This window comes from Pseudoalteromonas sp. OF5H-5 (assembly GCF_021530695.1).
Lineage (GTDB): Bacteria > Pseudomonadota > Gammaproteobacteria > Enterobacterales > Alteromonadaceae > Pseudoalteromonas.
On record NZ_JAKGBF010000005.1, the window covers coordinates 130,106 to 153,706 of the forward strand.

Consider the following 23,601-nt stretch of genomic DNA (forward strand, 5'->3'; position numbering starts at 1 on the left):
TTAATTCTGCTAACCTTTTGTTGTATATAGATAATAGAGAATACAAATGAGAGTATCTAAACGTTTAAGTGCTGCTGCCGTCGCTGTGGCTTTGGTATTGTCTGGTTGTGGTGAAAGTACTTCAAGTAGCCAAGGACCTGGATTGAAGGATAATAACTCTGGAACGGATAACCCAACTTTACCTACGCAATTTGATGAAGCGGCCTTGGTAAGTAACCTTGTGAATAATGTGCTTACCCCTGCAATTGAGCAATTCAATGAACTCGCGGTAACACAGCAACTTGAAGTTGCGAGTTATTGTAGCGCTGAAAAAGTACAGGCTGAAAATACCGCCGCGTTAAAGCAAAATGCTCAACAAAGTTGGCGCAACGCTATGATTGGGTGGCAGTATGTTGAATTGATGCAAATGGGTCCACTTACTGCCAATAGTAAAGAGCTTAAAAACAACATTTATGTTTGGCCCGCTACAGGCTCTTTATGTGATATCGACTTGGATGTAGTGTATTTTGAAGATGGCGTTATTAATGGCAATGCTAGCAATCCTTATAATATCTCTGAGCGTACTGCAAACCGTAAAGGCTTAACTGCCTTAGAGCACCTTCTATTCAATGCCAATCTTGACCACAACTGCTCGTCAGTGAATGATGCGTTGGCACCATGGAATAGCCGTTCAACTCAGGAAAGAGCGGTTGCGCGTTGTGAGTTTGCGACGGAAGTGGCTAAAGACATTGAAGCACAGAGTAGTTCACTTCTGTCTCAATGGACTGGGGAAAGTGGTTATGCAGCTAAACTTGTTAATGCAGGACAACCAGGCTCGCCGTTTGACACGCCTCATTTAGCGCTTAATGAAATATCAAAGGCGTTATTTTACATGACCGAAGAGCTAAAAGACGGCAAAATAGCGACGCCGTTAGGCCTAGGTTTTCCGAATGCATGTGGTTTAGAGGCTTGCCCAGAAGCGGTGGAGTCGCCAATTGCAGAACATTCTAAAGAGAATTTACTTGCTAATATCAGAGCGTTTAGAAACATCTTCACTGGTAATGGCCAAGATGCTGAGAATACATTGGGCTTTGATGACTTTTTAGATGCAGAGAACGGTAGTGATGTAAAAGAGCGCATGCTTGCAGGGCTTGCGGATGCAGAAGCTACACTGCTTGCGATGAATGCGAGCCTGAAAGCTGAGCTTGCAGGCTCTACAGAGCAAGTGACGCAAACGCATACAGACGTTAAAAAAGTGACGGATGATTTAAAGACTGAGTTTATCGAAAAGCTCGCCCTAGAACTTCCACAAACTTCGGCAGGTGACAATGATTAAGCGCATGAACATGAAGAAATCTTTATTAGCGGTAGCGGTAATTTTTGCACTACCTCAAGTGCAAGCTGCTGATGACAATCAAGATATTGAGCATATCTCTATTATCAGCCACCACGATAAATTGCGAAAAGAAGCCGGTTCTGCAACCTTGTTGTCAGAAGCGCAGTTGGCAGAATACGAATACGATGATATTCACCGTATTCTTTCTAATGTACCTGGTGTTAATATTCGGGAAGAAGATGGTTATGGCTTGCGACCAAACATTGGTTTTCGTGGTGTAACACCTGAGCGAAGCAAAAAAATCACCATAATGGAAGACGGTGTGCTTATTGGCCCAGCTCCTTATTCTGCGCCGGCTGCTTATTATTTCCCGGTTACGACTCGTATGACTGCGGTTGAGGTATTTAAAGGACCAGCGGCTATCAAGCATGGTCCGCAAACAGTTGCTGGTGCGCTTAACTTAGTGACTCGCCAAGTGCCAGAGTTTACAGAAGGCGGTATTGATGTTGCGGTTGGCAGTGACGGTTATTCCAAAGCACACGGTTACTACGGTTCAGTAGTAAATAATGTTGGCTTTTTATTCGAAGCGGTAAATCTACAAGCTGATGGTTTTAAAGAGCTTGATGGCGGTGGTGATACGGGGTTTGAGAAGAACGATATCTTAGCCAAGTTTAATTATAAACTTTCACAAGGCGAGCTAAACCATACGTTTGGCTTAAAGCTCAGCTATGCCGACGAGTTGTCCGATGAAACTTACCTTGGTTTAACGGATGCAGATTTTGCTGAAAATCCGTATCGTCGATACGCAGCGTCTCAGCCTGCAGAGATGGATACCAAGCACACTCAGGTAATGTTATCCCATGTACTTGATGGTAAAGACTTTAACGTTACGACAAGGCTGTACCGTAATGACTATGAGCGAGCTTGGCTTAAGCTTAATAGTCTAGGTAGTAAAAGTGGACCATCCCTTTCAAAAATCATGGCAAACCCAGAGGCTTTCGCAAATGAGTACGCTGTGATCACAGGGGCACGGGACTCTGTCGTTGCAGGTTCAAATATCTTTTTGAATATGGGGACTAATGACCGTGAGTATTTCTCACAAGGCCTTCAAGTCGATGCCAATACGAGCTTTAGCCTGTTTAACTTAACCCATGATATTGCTGTTGGCGTGCGTTTTCATGAAGATGAAATTGAGCGCAAACATTTTGAGCAAGCATATGCAATGGAAGGTGGTTCACCTGTGTTGCTAGAGGGTTCAAAGCAGTTTACCTCGCTGAATACTGAAAATACTAAAGCGTGGTCGGTATATCTAGAAGATAAAGTACAACTTGATGCGTTGGCTTTGGGCCTTGGTCTTCGTGGCGAGCTGATGGACATGTCTTACCAAGATAATAAAGATGCCGATGTTTGGATTGATAAAACCACCCGTATTTGGCTACCTAGCCTAAGTGGTTTCTATCAGCTTTCTGATGATGCCGGTCTTTTATTTGGTGTGCACCAAGGTTTTGTGCCTTCTTCACCCCAACAAGATCCGGATATAGAGCTTGAGAAGAGTGTTAACTACGAATTTGGTGGGCGCTTTAATGATGGTGTGACGCAGTTTGAGATTGTGAGCTTTTTCAACGATTATGAGAATCTGAACGAAAGCTGTGGTCAGTCTAACTGTGGTGTCAATGACCAACAAGATCAGCAATTCAGTGGCGGTGAGGTGGATGTTTACGGTCTCGAAATGCAGTTTGCACAACGTTATCCTTTGAACCTTCAACTGGATATCCCTTATAGTCTCACCTACACCTATACGAAAGGTGAATTCCAGAATGAGCGTGCGACAACGTTCGCACAATGGGGTTATATTAAAAATGGTGATGAGCTTCCGTATTTACCATCTCATCAAGCCACTTTTAACATCGGCCTTGCAGCAAGTGATTGGAAAGTTAACGTAGCCATCAAATACATCAGTGAGATGAGCGAAGCTGCTGGTAGAAGCACTGAAGACTTTGAGCTTGTCCTTGAAGGCGCAAAGGTGCCCAGCACAACGATCGTTGATGTATCCGCAAGTTACGAGCTAGGCCAGTATGGTCAAGTCTATGCTAAAATCGACAACTTGTTCGATGAAGCAGAAATTGTTAGTCGTCGTCCGTATGGCGCGCGCCCAGGCAAACCAAGACAATTTAGTTTAGGTTATAAATACCAGTTTTAACTGATTGTCTATGCGGCTCTTGAGTAAGAGCCGCAGCTTCATGGCGGCTTGTTGCTAGAGCTATGGAGCTGTTCCAAAGATATGTGAATTCATTATTTCTTTTTGATGGAAATGACTATGTTAGAGCAACTATGGCAAAGCATTACTGAACTCCCAGGCTACTTGTTCGATGCCAATAAAAGAGTGTATTTGCCATACTTGTTTAGTGCCATTTTGATGGCTGTTCCTGTTTATATCGCCACAGAAAAAGCGCGCTCTGGTAGAGGTTTTTTAAAGTTTCTGTTTCCCAAGCAAGTCTGGTGGTGCAAAAGCGCCAAGCTCGATTACTGTTTATTGATCACAAATCGGTTGATAAAGGCGGCGACGTTTACGCCTATCGTGTTGACTATGGTACCGGTGGCGCTAGGATTATCCGGTGGACTTGAAGCGCTCTTTGGTCCTGCGTTATATCTAGAAGCGCCAGAATGGGTAGTGATTGGACTATTTACGTTATTTTTGTTTATAGTCGATGACCTCACTCGATTCCTGCTGCATCTGATCCTACATAAAATCCCATTCTTTTGGGAGTTTCACAAGGTTCACCATTCTGCAAAAGTCCTGACCCCCTTTACCATTTATCGCTCACATCCCGTTGAAAGTTACCTGTACGCCTGTCGTATGGCATTAACTCAAGGGATAGTGGTTGGAGTAGGGTATTATGTATTTGGCAGCAGCTTGAGCATGTACGATATTCTGGGTGCGAATGCGTTTGTCTTTTTGTTTAATATTTTTGGGGCCAATTTAAGGCATTCACATATATGGCTGAGTTGGGGTGACAAGCTAGAAGATTGGTTTATTAGTCCTGCACAGCACCAAGTACATCACAGTGACAATCCAATCCATTTTGATACCAATTTAGGCTCAGCACTTGCCATTTGGGATCGTATGTATGGCTCGCTTATTAAGGCCTCGAGTGCGGGTAAAATTACCATTGGAGTTGGGCAATATGATGCGGGACATGATTCACTTACCGCGATTTATTTGAAGCCATTTAAGCAGGCTTGGAAAGCCTTATTACCGAAGAAAAAAAGTAACTCACCACTTAAATCATCTCAGGGTGACTAGATCTTCACTATTCAGAACTACATATTTGCAATGAATTAATTTCGGTATGGGAGAGTTTTTCAAAGGTGAAGCTCGTGCTTGGAAGGGGAAAATAGGCTGACGACGGGCATTGTCAGCCTATGTGGGAGAGTAGGCTCCCTAAATCTTTACTAGTGTAGTTGTGATGAAGGCTTGCTGCGGAAAAAGCCTAGTTCATTTAACTTTTCAATTAGTTTTGGATCGTCCAACCGGTTCGGGGTTTCTTCATCCCTTAAATAGTGATCGTTTGGTACGGAATGCATATCGAGCATTTTATGAAATAGGATATTGCGAATTGCCAACGCTGTCATACCACCGTCCTGAATTGCATCCAGCCTTTCTTGGAGGTCTGAAAAAGGCGCAGCCTTGACGTCATCCACTACTGCAGAAAATTGACCATTAGATTTATTCTTAATCATAAAACCCCCAAAGGTATAGCTTGTTCACAATCCAGTGACACGATGTTCAAAAGGCATTTGGTATCAATTTTTTGTTCATAAAATAGATACTTACGCCATGTCCGATGTGATCAGTTTACTCTGAAGTGAGGGCAAATTACCATCTTGGATGTAAAGCTTTGTAAATCGAATAATGAGTGGAATGAAATAATAAGATGGACGTCTAGATGTAACACGATGATCTGAATATGAAAATAGTTCTCAGTACCAATTATGATACTGAGAACCAATACTAATTTAAGTAAATAATTTCTCTTTTACGTGTTCTGCAAAGCCACTACCCGCTTCTAAATAGAAGTTGTAGGTAGAATTCACACCCATTTCTTCTAATTCTTTCTGTTGATCTGGGTAGTTTGCAATGGCGGTAACTTGGCCGTTGTAGCCTGATGCTTTGAGCTGCTCGAGTGCATAAATATTCTGCATATGTTTAGGCATCGCGAGCATAACCATTTCTACTTCAGAATGATTTACACGCTGCCAAAAATCAGGGTCGGTTGCGTCAGCAGTTAATACCCTGCGCCCTCGGGAAACATGTTTTTCAACTACTTCAGGCTTAATATCTACACCAGCAACGGTATCTGGGAAGCTGGCCTGTATTGTTTCGTAAGCACCCGTTCCAATCCTTCCCATACCAAATATAACGATCTTGGTGTCGGTAAGATTTACCGGAAGCTCTTCTTCTAAACGGTCTTGGTTCTCAAACTTTAATAACCAAGGCTCTAATTTAACGTAGACCTCGTTCGAGCGTTTGTTGAGCGGAGACGCGATCACAAAAGTAATAGAAACAGCAATAGCAACTACTGCTAGCCAGTCAGGAGCAACCGCACCAGAAGCAGATGCAACGGCACACACGATAAGACCAAACTCGCTATAGTTAGTGAGTGTGAAAGCGCTCAATAGCGATGTACGAGCACGCAATTTGAACATATTGGTGAAGAGATAATAAAGTGAGACTTTAATCGGTAGAACAATTACCAGTAGAATCGCTATTAAAAGTGCGTCCAGTGTAATCGTGGCATTCAGACCAATATTCAAGAAAAAACCAACAAGCAAGATGTCTTTTACATTCAATAGTGATTTTGATAACTCACCGGCTTTTTTATGTGGGGCGAAAATCATACCCATGATCAGCGCACCGAGATCACCTTTTAGGCCCGCAAATTCAAAGGCATGATAACCTGCGACTAACGCAAAAAAGAAGCCAAAAAGAGGGAGTAGCTCACCATGCTTTGAGCGGCTTAATACCCAAAACATAGCTGGACGTACAAGCGGTAGCACCACAAGCAGTGCCAGTGCCCAAATATTGGGTACTTTGCCCGTACTGACGGCGAGAAAGATAACCGCAAAGATATCTTGCATAACCAAAATACCGATTGAGATTTTACCGTGAAGACTTGCCATTTCACCACGTTCTTCCAGCACTTTTACCGCAAAAACGGTACTGGAAAAGCTAAATGCAAAACCAACCAATAAAGCGCTTTGCCAGTCTAGATCAGTAAATAAAGGTAGGCTCATCGCCCCTAGCATCAACAACAGGCTAGCGAAAAACGCCGTACTGGTAATAATGTGCATACTCGCAGGCGCCCAAACCTGAGGCTTTATCAGGTTACCAACTCGTAATTTTAAACCTATGCTAAAAAGCAGCAGCGTTACACCAAGATCTGCAAGTTGAGTAAGTAAATCTGTGGTTTTATGGCCAAGTAGATTTAAGACAAAGCCCGCCATCAAAAAACCAATCAAAGGAGGAAGCTTTAATTGATAAACAGAAAATCCGCATGCAAATGCGACAGCAAAATAGAGCAGTTCCATAACTTTAAATTTTTATCCAAGATATGAGCAGTGTACCAAAACCTCCTGATATATAAATTATAAATTTTCGCTGACAAGTTGGAAAAAATATGGTTATGATGCAGGTAAGGACATACCGGACAGGAGACGTAATGTTTAAGAAGATCCTAGCATCTGTCGGTATCGGTGCGGCAAAAGTAGACACTGTATTGGAAACAGAGCATTTGCACCCGGGACAGAAATTTCAAGCGCAAATTGTAGTAAAAGGCGGTGACGTTAGCCAAGAAGTAACAGGTTTAGAACTTGCGCTAATGACAAGAGTTAAGGTTGAAGGGGAAGACGGAGAATATTTTAGTAATCATGTTATTGACCGTTGGCGTGTAGGTAATAATTTCACGATAGGCCCAGGCGAAGAAAAAGTTATTCCTTTTGAAGCTCGACTTCATTCAGAAACACCAATCACAGAAATAAATGCGGGCTTCAACCGTTGTCATGTTTGGATTGAAACAGGCTTAGACATTGATTTAGCCATCGACCCATCAGACAAAGATGCTTTACACATTTATCCAAATGAAGCAGTGAAAGCATGTATGACAGCGATGGAGCGTTTAGGCTTCCATTTAGTGAAAGCGGATGTAGAAAAGGGCTATTTACGAGCGTCCGAGTTTCAGTCTGTTTCTGGTTGTTACCAAGAACTAGAATACCGACCAAACTCACGTGCATTATTTGGACTACAAGAAGTTGAGCTTTCGTTTGTACCTGAAGCACATCGAACTCATGTACTGATAGAGTTGGACAGAGCGTTTCGAGGGGATGGATACGTCGATCTCACAATTGAGCACGATCACGTCAATATCTCTCAATTGTGCGATCAGTTGGAGCGGCTGTTCTCATAATCACTTAATTTACTCTAAAACGCCCAGCTTTGTCTGGGCGTTTTTGTTTTAAGCATAACGATACCAATCAGTCTTAGTAAAGCTAATTGGTATGACAGAGAAGAAAATGAATTGGAAAATTAGAAGTTATGATGCGCTCACTAAAGATGAGCTTTTTGAGATTTTAAAGCTAAGGGTAGAGGTATTCGTTGTGGAACAGGCATGTCCCTATCCAGAAATTGACGATACCGATAGGGCGCCTGAAACTCAACATCTGTTTTTGGTCAAAGATGAACAAATTTTAGCGTATGCACGTTGTTATAGAAAATCCGCAACTACTGCATCCATTGGCCGTGTTATTGTTTCGTCAACGCTGCGAAGGCAGGGCGTTGCACATGACCTTATGCATCGCGCGATTGCTTGTTGTGATACGGAGATTACTCATGAGAATCTAGTTATTTCTGCGCAGTGTTATCTAGACAAGTTTTATACGGGGCTCGGCTTTGTGAAGCAAGGTGAAGATTATCTAGAAGATGGGATCCCGCATCAGGATATGTTATTTGTGAAAAAGTAAAAGAGGCTATGCGTAGCCTCTTTTTATGAGCGAAATTATAGTGAATTTAAAAATACCGCAGCAATGGCAATTGGACAAACGAAGCGGATGTACCAAGGCCATACTTTCCAGAAGAAACTACTGCCAACTTCCGGGCATCCTGATTCAATTTCTTTAAGCAGTTTTGCTCTGTGCCAAATCCAACCGACAAATACACAGCACAGCATGCCAAGTAGTGGCTGACCAAACTTCGTTGTCAGGCTAACAATAAAACCGAACAGCGTCTCGATGTTTACCAAAATGGTGAAGCTCACGGCTGTTACCAAGGTGCCGATGATCCAGGTGGCCTGTACTCTGCCTAGTGCAAAACGTTCAACAGCATAGGAAACAGGCGCTTCTAACATCGAAATAGACGAGGTGAGTGCGGCAATACTCATCAGAGCAAAGAAAGCGAAGCTTACCACCAGGCCAATGCTACCCATGCTATCAAACAATGCTGGCAATACCTGAAACACTAAGGTGTCTTCATTTAGCAGTGAGCCGTCAGCTGCAAAAATCTCTACGCCTTGCGCTTGCGCGACATACATGGCGGGAATGATAAGTAAGCCGGCAACGAATGCGATAAAAACGTCAATTAAGGTAACCATTGCACCAAGTGAAACTAGATTCTCTTTTTTACTTATGTATGAGCCGTAAATGATCATCACGCTGGTACCGAGCGAAAGCGAGAAAAATGCTTGCCCTAGGGCATCAACGAGTAACTGTGGATTAAGCACAGAAGAAAAGTCAGGAACAAGATACACCTTAAGACCTTCAACGGCACCTTCTTGGGTTAATACATACGCAATTAACGAGAATAAAATACCGATAAGTGCGGGCATCAAACGCTTTGACCACTTTTCTATCCCGTTTTCTACGCCTTTACTAATAATGAGCACTGTGAGTGCAATAAAGGCGGCTGTAAAGACGATATTGCGTGACATAGAGGAATCAGCAAGCCAAGATTGCACTTGAGTCATTGAGGCAACTTCCGCGATGGGCTCAAGTGTTGCGCTAAACATCCACCCTGCCACGATTGCATAAAAACTTAAAATAAGACCCGCACAAATTATACCGCCGAACCCGACAACAAAAGCAAGTTTACTTTGCCATGCTGTATTTGTTAGTTTGCGCAGTGAAGATACGGCATTTGCTTGGCCGTGACGACCAATGACGAGTTCTGCCATTAGTGCTGGATAGGCAAGACAAAAAGCCAAAACCAGATAAACTAAAACAAACGCAGCACCACCATTGGATGCCGTTTGTGTTGGAAATCCCCAAATGTTTCCCAAACCTACCGCCGACCCTGCGGCGGCCATAATAAAACCAAAGCGAGAGCTGAACTCTCCTCGGACATTGCTCATAATTATTATACTTCTCTAAAAATTTCTAACGGCGCTGACAATCTACTGTAATTAAAAAGAAATAAAAAGAGTAAATTACCTTGATTTAGCGCAAGTTTTAGCCTGATATTTAGCCGTAATTAAGTTGTTGCACTCAAAAATCAAAGTTTAGCTTATAAGCTAATGTTTTCACGATTATTTCTATATGAGATAAGTCACCGTGTAGCGACTTATTTACAATAATTATTTTTCTTTACAGGGTAGCGAAAGCACAAATTTTGCGCCACCTAATCGCTCTGACTGGTTAACGGTGGCTGTACCGTGATGCCAATCCATGACTTTTGCAACGATTGCAAGGCCTAAGCCGTAGCTTTTACCTGCACGGTTACGGTGAGTTTGCTCTTGAAAGAAAGGACTAAAGACTTTATCCCAATTTTGTCTCGCGATCCCAGGGCCATCGTCTTCAACGGTAATAATGAGCCAATGCTCGGTATGGTGTGCACTTAATAACACACTGGCAGTGGCAAAGTCACAGGCATTGCTGATCAAATTACTTATCGCTCTTGCAAGCCAATGTAAGTCGCCATGGATCATTAATTGTTCAGGAATTTCTACGCGACCAGACAACTGGTTCTTTTGTAGCTTTGGTTGCATTTGCTGCATTAGATCTTGACCATAGCGAGATAGAGTCGTTACTTCATGTTTGAGTAAATGAGACTTTTGTTCAAGCGTCGCAAAAGATAGATAGCTCGAGAGCATGTCCTCCATTTGATCTAAATCTTTTTCCATGCGTGCTAAATAATCGTGAATGGCATCGATATCACTTTCATCTAAAGCTGCATCTAAGCCAAACCTTAAACACGCAACAGGTGTCCGAATGTCATGAGAAAGACTGGAGGCCATTAGCTTATTCTCAGCCATCAACTTCTCTATTTGGCTTGCCATTCGATTAAAGGTATTTTCCAAGTCGCGGATATAGGTGAAATGATTGGGGGCGATGCGCGCGCTTAGGTTACCGCTGGCAAAGTGCTTTGCTGCAGTATTGAGAACGATCAAACGTTTAACTAACGGAGAGAGAATGAACCATAATATTGCGCAAATTCCACCGTAGAAAAATAATGTTAGCAATACGTCGTAATCAGCCTGTTCAACCTGAGGTTGCCATTCAAGTTCAACGTAGTCAGGCGCCATTTTAGGGGTTGTTTTTAGAAGGTATACATTCTCGTTTTCTATTACTAACCCATCAGGTTGTAACATCTGTTGCTTTAACTCGAGCGGCATGGCTAGCGTTTCGCCATCTTTATAGCTAATATTGATGTCAAATTGTTTGGCAATCAAAGCCGTTGCGTCTTCTCGTTTTCCCTGTTCAATATCTGCAACTTGCTTGGCAAGACCTGTAATCAGTTTGCTTTGCCACTCAAAACTATCTTCTAAGGGAGCGGTTTGCTGATTATAGGTGTCGATCACCCAACCCAGAGCGAAGATCGAAATTAACGCACCAGCGAGTAAGTAGATATAGAGCTTTTTCACGATATTAGCTTGCGACCTTCATTACCAAGCTGATGGCACGAGTAGATACCCTTTACCCCACACCGTTTTAATTTTTTCTGGGTTTTGAGGATCATCATTAAACTTTTTACGTAGGGCAGAAATGAGCACATCGACGCTTCTGTCGAGGCCGTCATATTCTCTCCCTTTTGTCGCTTTAAAAACCGCATCGCGAGAGACAACTTCACCAGCGTGACTGGCTAAAAATTGCAGTAGTAGGTATTCGGCACTAGAGACGATGACTTCTTGACCTGCAACACTGACTTTGCGAGCTTGAGTGTCGATACATAAATGTCCCACCACGAGTTCGTGATTGGCAGCTTGATGATCTTGTGGTTTTTCTTGTGCAGCGCGAACATTCGCTTTTATACGAGCGAGTAAGGCGCGAGGACGCACAGGCTTGATTACATAATCGCTAGCGCCAACTTCCAAACCGATGACTTCATCCATTTCTTCATCTTTGGCTGTGAGCATAATAACAGGCTTGCTATAAAACTGACGTAAGTCACGGCATACGCTGATACCGTCCTTACCGGGGAGCATAAGGTCAAGTAAAACAAGGTCGGGGTCTAGTGACTTAACACGTTCAACGACTTCATCACCGCGGTAGCAGCAATGTGTTTTGTAACCTTGATTATCAAGATATTCAGCGACCCATTGCGCTAATGAAGTGTCATCTTCAACCAATAAGATTGTGCCGTATTGCTCCATGTCTTTACTCCGAACTTTTTATTTTTCTGCGTCGAGTATAATTCTAAAAGCGTCATTGTCTGTAAATAAGTGTAGCGCCAGCCTGCAGTTGACCTCTGTCAAACTGGCGAGTACTTATGTTACTTAACGTTTAGCTTTTCAATTAAACTCTCGGCCAAGTGTTTTTGCATATCCGCTGTTAGCGCTGATACTTCGGTTTGGGTACATGCACCAGCGGTTTTCTCGAGCGGCGAAACCGTTTTAGTTACCTTGTAAGGAGGAATATCAACGGGCTTTTCGCCACGTTGACGGCGCGCCTCGTCGGTATTTTGGGCCACAATAAACGACAGTACATCGTGCTCGTTTTCTATTTTTTCCACTTCAGTAAATGTGAATTGTAAAGGGATCCCTTGAAATCCAGCGCTATCTACTGATGATTTGGCAAACCAGACAACATCTGACGAAGCTTGGTGTGCTAGGCGCATACTGACTGAAGCCACAATATTAGTGCATTGAAATGCTGGCGAATTTTGAGCAAGTTCAGCAATATGTGGATGTGGGTTTCTTGGCCTATCCAGTGCGTACGTTTTATTGGCTGCAAATTCCAAATCAAGTTGATGAATTGTTAGCGTGTAGTTTGCGTTTTTAGCTGCAACAACTTTCAGGCCTTTTTTCTCAAGTAAAGCAACAATCTGCTTTCTCAGTGTATCAGTCAAGCTTACCTTATCGGCATTGATGTAGACTGTGTCACCTTGAGCAAGTGGGTGAGCGGGCAATTGCACTGATTTAATTCGTGCAGAATTAAGTTCGGTACTATAGCTGATTTGATAAACAGACTTTTTTAGTAGTGGCTTCTTAGGTACATCTAACTTTGGCGCTAATGGCGCTGTGGTGACACATCCAAAAAGTAGACTTGTACATAGAGCTGCTAGCACTAAACGCATTAAAATACCTCAATTAAACAGTTATTTTCTTATATTTAGTGAGTTCCGCCAATTCATCATGTTAGTATGGCGGGCGAGTGTTAATGAAATGAGTCATTATGAAGTCGCTAATTCTCACATTAGTTTGTTTTTTTTGCATTAGTTATCCAAAAATAACGATTGCAAAAACCCCAAACCAGCAATGGTCACAATTTTTAAAGAGCTATTCTAAGCAAGTCGAGCGCAAACTAAAAGAAAAATCGGTGCCCGGTGCTGCTTTATCCGTCGTGCATGTCGAGCACGGCAGCTACGCAGAAGGTTTTGGCAAGACAAAAAGTCGACAAGGAAGTGTGATCAACGAACAAACTCGCTTTCGCTTGGCATCGGTTTCAAAAACGTTTGCAGGAAGTCTAACGGCTAAATTAGCGAGCGAAGGGCATTTTAATATTGACGATCGAGTGGCCAGCTACTTGCCGCAAGTCGCCAAAGGTGATTATAGCCAACTTAAGCTCTATCATTTGTTAAGTCACTCGAGTGGCTTAGTGCCCAATGCCTACGATAATTTAATCGAGTCTCGCATGGACTACCCACAAATTGTTGAGCGCTTACTGCAAGTCAAAGCGTTATGTCAGCCCGGTGAGTGTTATGGTTATCAAAATGTCATGTTTAGCTTGATTGGAGATGTTATCGAGCAGGCGACGAATATCAGTTACAAAACTTGGATGGAAGAGTTTGTTTTCGCGCCACTTAATATGCATGACGCCGGCCTTGGCTACGAGCAAATGACAAAAAATGATAATTTTGCGTGGCCGCATGTCAGAGGGCGAAAGCGTTGGCATACCGCTAAATTAAAGCCGCATTACTATAAAGTACTCCCTGCAGCTGGTGTAAACGCTAGTGCTGCTGATATGGCGCAGTGGTTAAAAGCACAATTAGGTCTGTATCCAAGTGTCCTATCACCGGATGCTCTGAGTAAGCAATCAGTGCCGTATACGTTGACGAAACGAGAGCTACGCAGACGCGTTTGGCGTGGTCATGTAGAAGAAGCCTATTATGGACTTGGCTGGCGAATTTATCGTTACGATGGCAAATTGCTCTATTATCATAGTGGCTGGGTGCAAGGTTATCGTACCGATGTGGTGATTATTCCAGAGCTTGGTATTGGGTTTAGCCTACTGTTAAATGCAGAGAGTGGCATTATTAATCAGTTAACAAACGACTTTATTGTTGACGCATTGGCGCTTGAGAAGAAATTACTGCCTCAGGTGAGTGAGCAGGAAATTAAGAAAGTAAAAGCAGAAGAAGCGAGTTTATTACAAGAGATTGCGACGTCTTCTGGTGAAAACGTCGCAGACAACAAAGGTTAGTTACGAGGTAACTGGATCTTTTTGTCTTCGCTTTGGCGGTACAACACAATGATATGGCCAATGGTTTGTACTTTATGTGCATTTGTTTCACGAACAATTGCTTCAAAAATCAGTTTCTTAGTTTCACGATCATTGGTTGGTACTTTTACCTTGATAAGTTCGTGAATGTTCAGGTTTTGCTCAATTTCAGCCATGACGCCTTCGGTTAGGCCGTTTGCGCCTAGAAGAACAACTGGGTTTAAAGAATGAGCTAGCCCTTTTAGGAACTGCTTTTGTTTATTTGATAAGGTCATATTGATACAATCTTATTTATTAAAAGGCTTGAATTATCGATATTCTAACGCCATCTAGACAATATTACTAATGAGTTGTAGTTAATATGGCAAATAAAAAACATTCCGCCAGTTCGAAACGTTGGTTAAAAGAACACGTAGAAGACCCGTATGTGCATGAAGCCCAAAAACGTGGCTATCGTTCACGAGCGGTTTTTAAGCTGGAAGAAGTCCAGCAAAAGGATAAATTGATCCGCAAAGGAATGACGGTAGTTGATTTAGGGGCTGCTCCGGGGAGCTGGTCGCAGTATCTCGCAGAGCAGGTAGATATTGGCGGACAAGTTATTGCTTGTGATATCTTACCGATGGACTCATTAGCGGGTGTCGATTTCCTTCAGGGAGACTTCAGAGAAGAAGCGGTATTAAATGCATTATTGGATAGAATAAACGGCAAGAATGTTGATGTAGTTTTTTCTGATATGGCACCAAATATGAGCGGAAATATGTCAACCGATCAATCTGGCAGTATGTATCTGGTCGAGCTAGCATTAGATATGTGCCATCAAGTGCTAAAACCCAACGGTGCATTTGCGGTTAAAGTTTTCCAAGGAGAAGGCTTTGATCAATTTGTACAAGAGGTACGTAATTGTTTTAAGGTCGTAAAGATCCGTAAACCAAAAGCGTCTCGTCCTCGTTCACGCGAAGTATATGTAGTGGCGACGGGCTACAAACTGTAGTACAGTTGGAAAGCATCAAGTTGAATTTGAATTTTTTTGGATACAAGAGGTTAACTCCTTGAGCGATATGGCTAAAAATCTAATACTCTGGTTAGTGATTGCAGTAGTGCTAATGACTGTGTTCCAGAGCTTTAACGGTGGCGAACAATATGATCGCCAAACGAGTTACACACAATTTGTAAAGGATGTGCGCAATGGCTCTGTAAGAGAAGTCAGTATTGATCGTCAAACAGGCGTAATTAGCGGCGTTCGTTCAAGTGGCGATCGTTTTCAAACAGTAATTCCATTAACTGATTTGGATTTGGTTAATGACTTACTTAAGAACGACGTAAACATCAAAGGCGTTGCACCTGAAGAGCAATCTTTCCTTGCAAACATCTTTATTTCTTGGTTCCCAATGCTTTTGCTTATTGGGGTATGGATTTTCTTCATGCGTCAAATGCAAGGCGGTGGCGGCAAAGGCGCAATGTCGTTTGGTAAAAGTAAAGCTCGATTAATGAGCGAAGACCAAGTTAAGACAACATTTGCAGACGTCGCTGGTTGTGACGAAGCGAAAGAAGATGTTACTGAGCTAGTCGACTTTTTGCGTGACCCGTCAAAGTTCCAAAAGTTGGGCGGTAGCATTCCGAAGGGCGTGTTGATGGTTGGTCCTCCAGGTACGGGTAAAACCTTACTTGCTAAAGCCGTTGCTGGTGAAGCAAAAGTACCATTCTTTACCATTTCCGGTTCTGACTTCGTAGAAATGTTTGTTGGTGTTGGTGCATCTCGTGTTCGTGACATGTTTGAACAGGCAAAAAAAGCTGCGCCTTGTATCATCTTTATCGATGAAATCGACGCGGTAGGCCGTAAACGTGGCGCTGGTATGGGCGGTGGTCACGATGAGCGTGAGCAAACACTTAACCAAATGCTTGTAGAAATGGACGGCTTTGAGGGTAACGAAGGTATTATCGTTATCGCTGCTACTAACCGTCCTGATGTACTAGATCCTGCATTATTACGTCCTGGCCGTTTCGACCGCCAAGTCGTGGTTGGTCTTCCGGATATTCGTGGTCGTGAACAAATCTTAAACGTTCACATGCGCAAAGTGCCATTAGACGATAATGTTGAAGCGTCTGTAATTGCACGTGGTACGCCGGGCTTTTCCGGTGCAGACTTGGCAAACCTTGTGAATGAAGCCGCACTGTTTGCCGCTCGTGGTAACAAGCGCAAAGTCAGCATGGCGGAGTTTGATGCCGCGAAAGATAAAATCATGATGGGTGCTGAGCGTAAGTCCATGGTGATGAGCGAGCAAGAGAAGGAAATGACGGCATATCACGAAGCTGGTCACGCGATTGTTGGTCGTTTAGTGCCTGAGCATGACCCAGTGTATAAAGTGTCGATTATTCCACGTGGTCGCGCATTAGGTGTAACTATGTACTTACCAGAGCAAGACCGTGTAAGTCACTCTAAGCAACACCTAGAATCTATGCTTTCGAGTTTATACGGTGGTCGTATCGCTGAAGCGCTGATTTACGGCGATGACAAAGTAACGACAGGCGCGAGCAACGATATTGAGCGCGCGACCGATATTGCTAAGAAAATGGTTACTCAGTGGGGCTTAAGTCCGAAACTTGGTCCACAGATGTATTTGGAAGAGCAAGGCGAAATGTACATGGGTGGTGGTTCTCACCGTATGTCAGGTATGTCGGATGAAACCGCCAAGCTTATTGATGCTGAAATTAAAGATTTCATTGATCGCAACTACCAACGTGCGGAGCAAATCCTAAAAGATAATATGGATATTCTTCACACCATGAAAGATGCGTTGATGAAATACGAAACGATTGATGCATTGCAGATTGATGATCTAATGGAGCGTCGTGATGTTCGTCCACCAAGGGATGCACATGACATTAAGCCAGAGAAAAAAGTAGAATCTGCAAAAGTAACAGACATAAAACCTGAGCCTAAAGCTGAAAAACCAGCAGAAGAGCAGTCAAACGATACATCATCAAACTCAGAGCTTGATGACAAATCGTAAGATTAGGTAGAATACGACAGCCCCGAGCAATCGGGGCTTTTTTGTATCAGTTGATATAAGTTTTATGACATTCGATGCGAGAACTTAAATCAACTGCTATAAGCCTTTCGTTATCACCAAACTTAGACTATAGAAAATAGGTATAGAATGTACGAGTTACGTTTACCCAAAGGGCGCACCCTTAGTTTAGATAAGCCTCAGGTTATGGGGATTTTAAATGTTACTCCCGACTCATTTTCTGACGGTGGACATTTTACTCACCTTGATAGTGCGATCGAGCAAGCAAATTTAATGCTTTCACAAGGCGCTACCATCTTAGACATAGGTGGAGAGTCCACTCGTCCCGGCGCGCCAGACGTCCAATTAGAAGAAGAATTACAGCGCGTGATACCGGTTATTAAAGCAATTCGCGCACACTCTAACTGTGTGATTTCGGTAGATACCAGTAAAGCCGAGGTGATGAAACAAGCAATAGAGGCAGGCGCTGATATCATTAATGATGTTCGAGCGTTGCAAGAGCCAGAAGCGCTCGAAGTCGCAGCTCAATACAGTGATGTACCAATTTGTTTAATGCATATGCAAGGTCAACCTCGCTCAATGCAAAATAACCCTCACTATGATGACTTATTTTCAGACATCAGTCAGTTTTTCGAAGCTAGGATCAGTGCGTGCAAGCAAGCTGGGATTGATACCAATCGGCTGATTTTAGATCCTGGTTTTGGCTTCGGTAAATCTCTAGAGCATAACTTTCAGATATTAGGTGGGTTGGACAAGTTTCACGCTTTCAATTTGCCTATTCTGACAGGCCTTTCTAGAAAGTCCATGTTTGGACAACTACTCACTCGGGAAACGCATGAGCGTGTAGCTGCGAGTCTAGCCGGTGCGCTGATATGTGCACAGAAAGGCGCGCACATAATTCGTGTTCATGACGTAAAAGAAACAAGCGACGCGCTTAATGTATGGCTAGCGTCGGTTAATGGAGTTACTCAATGACAACAAGAAAGTACTTCGGTACGGATGGTGTAAGGGGCATGGTGGGCGAGTTCCCAATTACGCCTGAGTTTGCAATGAAACTAGGCTGGGCGGCTGGAAAAGTGCTGTCTGAGCGTGGTACCAAAAAGGTAATTATTGGCAAAGATACCCGCATTTCTGGCTACCTTCTTGAAACCGCGTTAGAGGCTGGGTTAATTGCCGCGGGGATCAATGTGATTTTATTGGGGCCTATGCCGACACCTGCTGTTGCTTACTTGACGCAAACGTTCAGAGCTGAGGCTGGTATTGTGATCAGTGCATCTCATAATCCATACCATGACAATGGCATCAAGTTTTTTGGTGGCGATGGTAAAAAGCTCCCTGACGAGGTGGAACTTGCAATAGAAGCAAAGCTGGATGAACCAATGACGTGTGTCGAGTCTGAAAAACTCGGTAAAGCTAAGCGCCTAGAGAGTGCGGATGGTCGCTATATCGAATTTTGTAAAGGCCAGTTTCCTAAAGAGCTATCGCTTGAAGGGTTGAAAGTGGTGCTGGACTGCGCAAATGGCGCGACTTATCACATTGCACCAAGTGTCATGCGTGAACTAGGTGCGGATGTGATCACAACCGCATGTGAACCTAATGGTGTCAACATCAACGAAAAATGCGGTGCAACGCATGTCGAAGCGTTGAAAAAAGCCGTGCTTGAACATCAAGCGGATGTTGGTATTGCTTATGATGGTGATGGTGACCGAGTCATGATGGTCGATCACGACGGTCATGTATTTGATGGTGATGACATCGTCTATATTATCGCTTGCCAAGCTCATGCCGATGGCACATTAGGTGGCGGTGTTGTAGGTACGGTAATGTCTAACATGGGGCTCGAAAACGCCCTTAAATCACGCGGAATTGCGTTTGAGCGTAGTAAGGTCGGTGACCGCTATGTAATGGAGCTTCTTGGTGAGAAAGGCTGGAAAATCGGCGGCGAAAGTTCAGGTCACGTTTTAAATCTGGATCTGATCAGCACCGGTGATGGCATTGTCTCTAGCTTACAAGTGCTTGCTGCCATGGTTGCACAGAATAAAACATTAAAAGATTTGGGTGAAGGTTTTAGCAAATACCCAATGAAGATGATTAATGTGCGCTATAGCACTAAAGATGATCCAACCGAGCAAGACGCTGTTAAAGCGGTTGTCGCTGAAGTTGAAACTCAGCTTGCCGGAAAGGGCAGAGTGCTATTGCGTAAATCTGGTACAGAGCCAGTGGTTCGCGTCATGGTTGAAGCTCAGCAACAGAAGCAAGTTATCGATTTTGCCCAAAAAATCGCTGAAGTTGTTGAATCTGTGAGCAATTAAACCAAAAATTAAATTTATTTCTTGTAACTTCGGGTGAGTAGAGGTAGTATCTCACCCGCTTTCTACTGCGGAGTATCGTATGACAACTAGAAAGCAAATTGTTGCTGGTAACTGGAAAATGAATGGCTCAAAAGCCCTTGTTGACCAAATATCAGAAGCAGTAAGCAATCAAGCATTTCAAGCAAATGTTATTATTTTTCCTCCTGCCATGCTTATTGAGCAAGCAGCAAGTAAAGGGCTTACTGTCGGAACTCAAACTGTTTCGGAATATAAAGAAGGCGCATATACTGGAGAAATTCAGGCGTCCCTAGCAAAATCGCTAGGTGCAACATATACCTTAGTTGGTCACTCAGAGCGGCGAGCTATTTACGGCGAAAGCGATGAAGATGTTGCGAACAAATTTGCACATGCTCAAGAACAAGGTTTGACACCAATCTTATGTGTTGGTGAAACCGAAGAAGAAAGAGAAAATGGGCAGACAGAGCAAGTGGTTGCTAGGCAAATAAACGCAGTTATCACCAAATTAGGTGTAGCAGCGCTAACAAACTCTGTGATAGCATACGAACCTGTTTGGGCTATTGGTACTGGTAAAACAGCATCTCCTGAGCAAGCGCAAGCAGTACACAAATTTATACGTGATTTGCTTTCAGACAATGACAAGCAAATTGCACAATCACTGCAGCTCCTTTACGGTGGCAGTGTTAATGAACAGAACAGTGAATTGTTATTCGCACAAGACGATATAGACGGTGGACTTATAGGTGGCGCAAGCCTAAAACCTGAGAGTTTCGCAGCTATATGTAGAAGTGCAAAAGGATAAGTAAATGTACGAAATTCTAATGGTTGTTTACTTAATTGTGGCATTAGCATTAATTGGTATGGTGTTAATTCAACAAGGTAAAGGCGCAGATATGGGCTCTTCGTTTGGTGCAGGTGCATCGGCGACAGTTTTCGGCTCATCAGGCGCAGGTAATTTTATGACCAAGACAACAACAATCTTAGCAACGATATTCTTTGTACTAAGTATTGTTCTAGGTAACCTAACTACGGGTCAGATTAAAAAGACTAATGAGTGGGAAAACCTAGAGGCACCAGCTGCTGCAACAACAGTTCCAGCAACAAATGATGTGCCAGCGACAGAAGAAAATCCAGCTTCTGACGTACCTAATTAATCATTAGGAAATACACCGAATTTGCGAATGTGGTGGAATTGGTAGACACGCCATCTTGAGGGGGTGGTGGCTTCGGCCGTGGGGGTTCAAGTCCCCCCATTCGCACCAAATAAAAAAACCAGCTTAGGCTGGTTTTTTTTCGTCTGCCGTTTGCCACTAAGCCTAATACCAATTAGTCTTATCATTCACAGCTTCGCTAATAGAAGCTATTTCAAACAAACTAAAACCACGGCAAAAACCTAGGCTGAAGTTTCACTTTAGTAACATATAATCCTACGATCTAGTATAATCAATTGTTCTGTAACGATTTTTTATTAAAATTAATTTTCTAATATTGGTTTTATTATGGTTACAAAAACCCTAAAAGTAATTTTTATTAAATAAATATTTCAATTTACTCTGGTTGTGACTATAATACCCCTCCAGAGGAAAGAGATGCCCCTAGTGCATCTTTTTTTATGCCCAAAATTTGTAGTGTTTAAGTCTATTTAGATTTAACGGATTACTGGGCTAGAGGTAATGACACTTAGCTTGTTACTTCTCTAGTTGCGACCTCTCGCAACTAGCACACACACGGTGATTCCTTTGGAGATTATATGATTACAGTTTTACCTCGCCTTGGTTTATCTGCGATTTCAGCTGCAGTGTTAGCAGCAGTAGCCCTTCCTAGTACAGCATTGGCTGAACAAGCTAATGTAGAGCAAGAAAAACAAGTTTTTGAAAAAATAGAAGTGACTGCTCGTAAACGTACTGAAAGCTTGTTCGAAACGCCTACTGCGATTACTTCTATCGGTGCTAGTGATATTGATAAAGCCAATATCAGCAATCTAGACGATATTGGTAAGTTCGTTCCAAACTTAAATATTACTCGCTATGGTGTAGGTAACGCTGCACATGCTTCTGTATTTATCCGTGGTATTGGTCTACAAGACCATGTGATCACAACGGACCCAGGTGTTGGTGTTTACGTTGATGGCGTATACCTTGGCCGTCAGATGGGTTCTAACCTTTCACTGCCCAATGTTGAACGCGTAGAGGTACTACGTGGTCCACAAGGTACACTGTACGGCCGTAACACATTAGGCGGTGCGGTAAATGTGATCACTAAACAACCTGGCGCTGAAGAAGTTGCACGCGTTGAAGCTAAAATAGGTTCTCGCGGTCGTTTAGCGACTGACCTGTATACAAGCCAGACGTTAACAGACACACTGAGCTTTTCTGCAAGTGCTTCTTATAAAGAGCGCGACGGTGTAGGTAAAGCAATCAACTTAGCAAATCCTGAAAAGGAAATCGGCGAAGAGCAAGAGTTTAGTGGCCGTTTAGCACTTAGATGGCAAGCAACGAATGATTTAGTTGTCACCGCTGCATTTGACGGCGTTGAGAACGAGTCTGGTCAATCACCGTATACTATTGAATTAACAGGTCCACTTGACTCAAATGACCCTTTCAATGGTGACTTCCCATTGCTAGATGAGTCTATGTTGCCAAACAATCCTGATGATTTGGCAACAACGGTTGCTGGCATTGAAAGCACAGATTATTCTGGTTGGGGTGGGTCAGTGACTGCTGATTGGCAAGCAAGTGATGTTTACTCTGTTAAATTTATCGCAAGCAAGCGTAGTTCTGAATATACCGGTGGCCTAGATGACGATGCGGTAGCACTTAATCTATCTGAATTCCCAGAAGAGGGCGGTGCAGATCAGTACTCATTTGAACTACAACTAAACGGTACTTATGACTCTTGGGATTTTGTATCGGGTCTTTATTACTTTAACGAAGACGGTTTTACCAGCTCTGGTCCGTTCGTATTTAGCCCGTGGAACACGCCAAATGGCTTATTAAACGATGGTCAGACAGCTTCTTTTGGTGACTACGGTTACTTTGATATCAACCAAGAAACCGATGCCTATGCGGCTTACATAAATGCAAGCTTTGACGTGACTGAGCTGTTCAGCATAGGTGGTGGTTTACGTTACTCTGAAGACAAAAAAGAGGCAAACGCACTATTCCCAAGCTTTGGTGCTCGTAAATATGTAAGCGCAGACTTTGACGAAGTGACGTGGGACGTGAATGCGTCATACCAGTTAACTCGTGACATCAATGTTTACGCGCAGGTCCAAAAAGGGTACCAAAGTGGCGGCTTCCCACCACGTCCATTTGGTGGTCCAGATCAATTCGCTGCGTTTGATGAAACTAAAGCGATTAACTACGAAATCGGTTTCAAAGGCCAAGTGCATGACAACGTATCTATGATGGTTGCTGCATTTGTAACGGATTACACTGATCTGGCGCTACCTTTCAACGACCCGACTGCTGGCGGTGGTTTCGTCACTATCGTGGAAAATGCAGGTGAGTCGAAAGCACAAGGTATTGAACTTGAAACGACAATCGCAATTACTGATGATTTCTCAGTACGCAGCTCAATCGGTTACCTAGACTCAGAAATTACCCATGTTGATGAAGGTGTTATTGGTATTGGTAAAGGCGATGCGCCAGCACTCACACCTCGATGGACTGTGATGGTCGCACCATCTTACTTCCATGACTTAGAGCATGGTGCAACGATTGCAGTTAACGCAAGCTACTCGTACCGCTCAGACATGCAAGGTCAGTCTGTAACACGAGCAAGCGAGCATATTGATTCTCGCGAATTGTTAGGCTTTAACATCTCATACACCAACGCTGAAGGTGATATGGAAGTAACGCTATACGGTGAAAACGTGCTAAACGAAGTGTACGATGTAGGTCGTCTACAGCAAAGTGGCTTTGTTGGTGTCATGCGCAGCAATGACCGCAGTGAGTTTGGTATTAAGTTCAAAAAAGAGTTCTGGTTAGATTAATCCAACCCT

At 43.2% G+C, this 23,601-nt stretch carries 20 protein-coding genes and 1 tRNA gene; 14 read left to right on the forward strand and 7 right to left on the reverse strand.

What is annotated here, in order from left to right; all coding sequences use genetic code 11:
* The first annotated feature begins 46 nt into the window (after positions 1 to 46).
* From L1271_RS09250 to L1271_RS09260, 3 genes are all read left to right on the forward strand, one after another.
* Positions 47 to 1,315: an imelysin family protein gene (locus L1271_RS09250; protein ID WP_235367656.1), complete on the forward strand. Its 1,269-nt coding sequence runs from the start codon at positions 47 to 49 to the stop codon at positions 1,313 to 1,315.
* Complete coding sequence (locus L1271_RS09255) at positions 1,308 to 3,515, forward strand: TonB-dependent receptor family protein (protein WP_102057012.1); 2,208 nt, start codon at positions 1,308 to 1,310, stop codon at positions 3,513 to 3,515. The genes L1271_RS09250 and L1271_RS09255 overlap by 8 nt, the downstream gene beginning before the upstream one ends.
* Positions 3,516 to 3,632: 117 nt before the next feature.
* On the forward strand, positions 3,633 to 4,619 hold the full coding sequence (locus L1271_RS09260; RefSeq protein ID WP_235367657.1) for a sterol desaturase family protein: 987 nt from the start codon (positions 3,633 to 3,635) through the stop codon (positions 4,617 to 4,619).
* Between the two features lie 149 nt (positions 4,620 to 4,768).
* On the opposite strand, the gene L1271_RS09265 is transcribed toward L1271_RS09260, so the two are convergent.
* Positions 4,769 to 5,056 carry a hypothetical protein gene (locus L1271_RS09265; protein WP_088530338.1) on the reverse strand — a complete coding sequence of 96 codons (288 nt, stop codon included), beginning with the start codon at positions 5,054 to 5,056 and terminating at the stop codon, positions 4,769 to 4,771.
* 276 nt (positions 5,057 to 5,332) lie between these two features.
* Positions 5,333 to 6,904 carry a cation:proton antiporter family protein gene (locus tag L1271_RS09270; protein WP_010605089.1) on the reverse strand — a complete coding sequence of 524 codons (1,572 nt, stop codon included), beginning with the start codon at positions 6,902 to 6,904 and terminating at the stop codon, positions 5,333 to 5,335.
* 131 nt (positions 6,905 to 7,035) lie between these two features.
* Here L1271_RS09270 and L1271_RS09275 point away from each other — a divergent pair, with 131 nt between their 5' ends.
* Positions 7,036 to 7,779: a sporulation protein gene (locus tag L1271_RS09275; protein ID WP_010605088.1), complete on the forward strand. Its 744-nt coding sequence runs from the start codon at positions 7,036 to 7,038 to the stop codon at positions 7,777 to 7,779.
* A gap of 106 nt (positions 7,780 to 7,885) precedes the next feature.
* Positions 7,886 to 8,332 (forward strand): GNAT family N-acetyltransferase, encoded by a 447-nt coding sequence (locus tag L1271_RS09280; protein ID WP_102057872.1) that lies wholly within the window; start codon positions 7,886 to 7,888, stop codon positions 8,330 to 8,332.
* Positions 8,333 to 8,367: 35 nt separating this feature from the next.
* On the opposite strand, the gene L1271_RS09285 is transcribed toward L1271_RS09280, so the two are convergent.
* The 4 genes from L1271_RS09285 to L1271_RS09300 form a co-directional block, all read right to left on the reverse strand.
* Positions 8,368 to 9,714: a sodium-dependent transporter gene (locus L1271_RS09285; protein WP_102057009.1), complete on the reverse strand. Its 1,347-nt coding sequence runs from the start codon at positions 9,712 to 9,714 to the stop codon at positions 8,368 to 8,370.
* 222 nt (positions 9,715 to 9,936) lie between these two features.
* A complete protein-coding gene (locus L1271_RS09290; protein WP_102057008.1) occupies positions 9,937 to 11,223 on the reverse strand; it encodes a sensor histidine kinase in 1,287 nt (428 codons plus the stop codon).
* 21 nt (positions 11,224 to 11,244) lie between these two features.
* A complete protein-coding gene (locus tag L1271_RS09295; protein ID WP_010605084.1) occupies positions 11,245 to 11,952 on the reverse strand; it encodes a response regulator in 708 nt (235 codons plus the stop codon).
* Between the two features lie 119 nt (positions 11,953 to 12,071).
* The gene (locus L1271_RS09300; RefSeq protein ID WP_010605083.1) at positions 12,072 to 12,875 is read right to left on the reverse strand and encodes a hypothetical protein; all 804 of its coding nucleotides are present in this window, start codon (positions 12,873 to 12,875) and stop codon (positions 12,072 to 12,074) included.
* 98 nt (positions 12,876 to 12,973) lie between these two features.
* Here L1271_RS09300 and L1271_RS09305 point away from each other — a divergent pair, with 98 nt between their 5' ends.
* Entirely contained in the window at positions 12,974 to 14,221 is a 1,248-nt protein-coding gene (locus L1271_RS09305) for a serine hydrolase domain-containing protein (protein ID WP_235367659.1), read from the forward strand.
* Here L1271_RS09305 and yhbY read toward each other — a convergent pair.
* Positions 14,218 to 14,514 carry a ribosome assembly RNA-binding protein YhbY gene (yhbY, locus tag L1271_RS09310; RefSeq protein WP_010373854.1) on the reverse strand — a complete coding sequence of 99 codons (297 nt, stop codon included), beginning with the start codon at positions 14,512 to 14,514 and terminating at the stop codon, positions 14,218 to 14,220. The genes L1271_RS09305 and yhbY overlap by 4 nt on opposite strands.
* Before the next feature lie 86 nt (positions 14,515 to 14,600).
* Here yhbY and rlmE point away from each other — a divergent pair, with 86 nt between their 5' ends.
* From rlmE to L1271_RS09350, 8 genes are all read left to right on the forward strand, one after another.
* A complete protein-coding gene (rlmE, locus tag L1271_RS09315; protein ID WP_010605081.1) occupies positions 14,601 to 15,230 on the forward strand; it encodes a 23S rRNA (uridine(2552)-2'-O)-methyltransferase RlmE in 630 nt (209 codons plus the stop codon).
* Between the two features lie 67 nt (positions 15,231 to 15,297).
* Complete coding sequence (ftsH, locus tag L1271_RS09320; protein ID WP_010605080.1) at positions 15,298 to 17,250, forward strand: ATP-dependent zinc metalloprotease FtsH; 1,953 nt, start codon at positions 15,298 to 15,300, stop codon at positions 17,248 to 17,250.
* Positions 17,251 to 17,397: 147 nt separating this feature from the next.
* The gene (gene folP, locus L1271_RS09325) at positions 17,398 to 18,243 is read left to right on the forward strand and encodes a dihydropteroate synthase (protein ID WP_235367660.1); all 846 of its coding nucleotides are present in this window, start codon (positions 17,398 to 17,400) and stop codon (positions 18,241 to 18,243) included.
* On the forward strand, positions 18,240 to 19,580 hold the full coding sequence (gene glmM, locus L1271_RS09330; RefSeq protein WP_102057005.1) for a phosphoglucosamine mutase: 1,341 nt from the start codon (positions 18,240 to 18,242) through the stop codon (positions 19,578 to 19,580). Before folP ends, glmM begins: the two co-directional genes overlap by 4 nt.
* Before the next feature lie 79 nt (positions 19,581 to 19,659).
* Positions 19,660 to 20,400, forward strand: a complete 741-nt coding sequence (tpiA, locus tag L1271_RS09335; protein WP_010605078.1) for a triose-phosphate isomerase — start codon at positions 19,660 to 19,662, stop codon at positions 20,398 to 20,400.
* 4 nt (positions 20,401 to 20,404) lie between these two features.
* Positions 20,405 to 20,752, forward strand: coding sequence for a preprotein translocase subunit SecG (gene secG, locus L1271_RS09340; protein WP_010373860.1), 348 nt, complete (start codon positions 20,405 to 20,407; stop codon positions 20,750 to 20,752).
* 23 nt (positions 20,753 to 20,775) lie between these two features.
* Positions 20,776 to 20,860 (forward strand) — tRNA-Leu (locus L1271_RS09345).
* A 488-nt stretch (positions 20,861 to 21,348) separates the two neighbouring features.
* Positions 21,349 to 23,592, forward strand: a complete 2,244-nt coding sequence (locus L1271_RS09350; protein ID WP_174168693.1) for a TonB-dependent receptor — start codon at positions 21,349 to 21,351, stop codon at positions 23,590 to 23,592.
* Positions 23,593 to 23,601 lie beyond the last annotated feature (9 nt).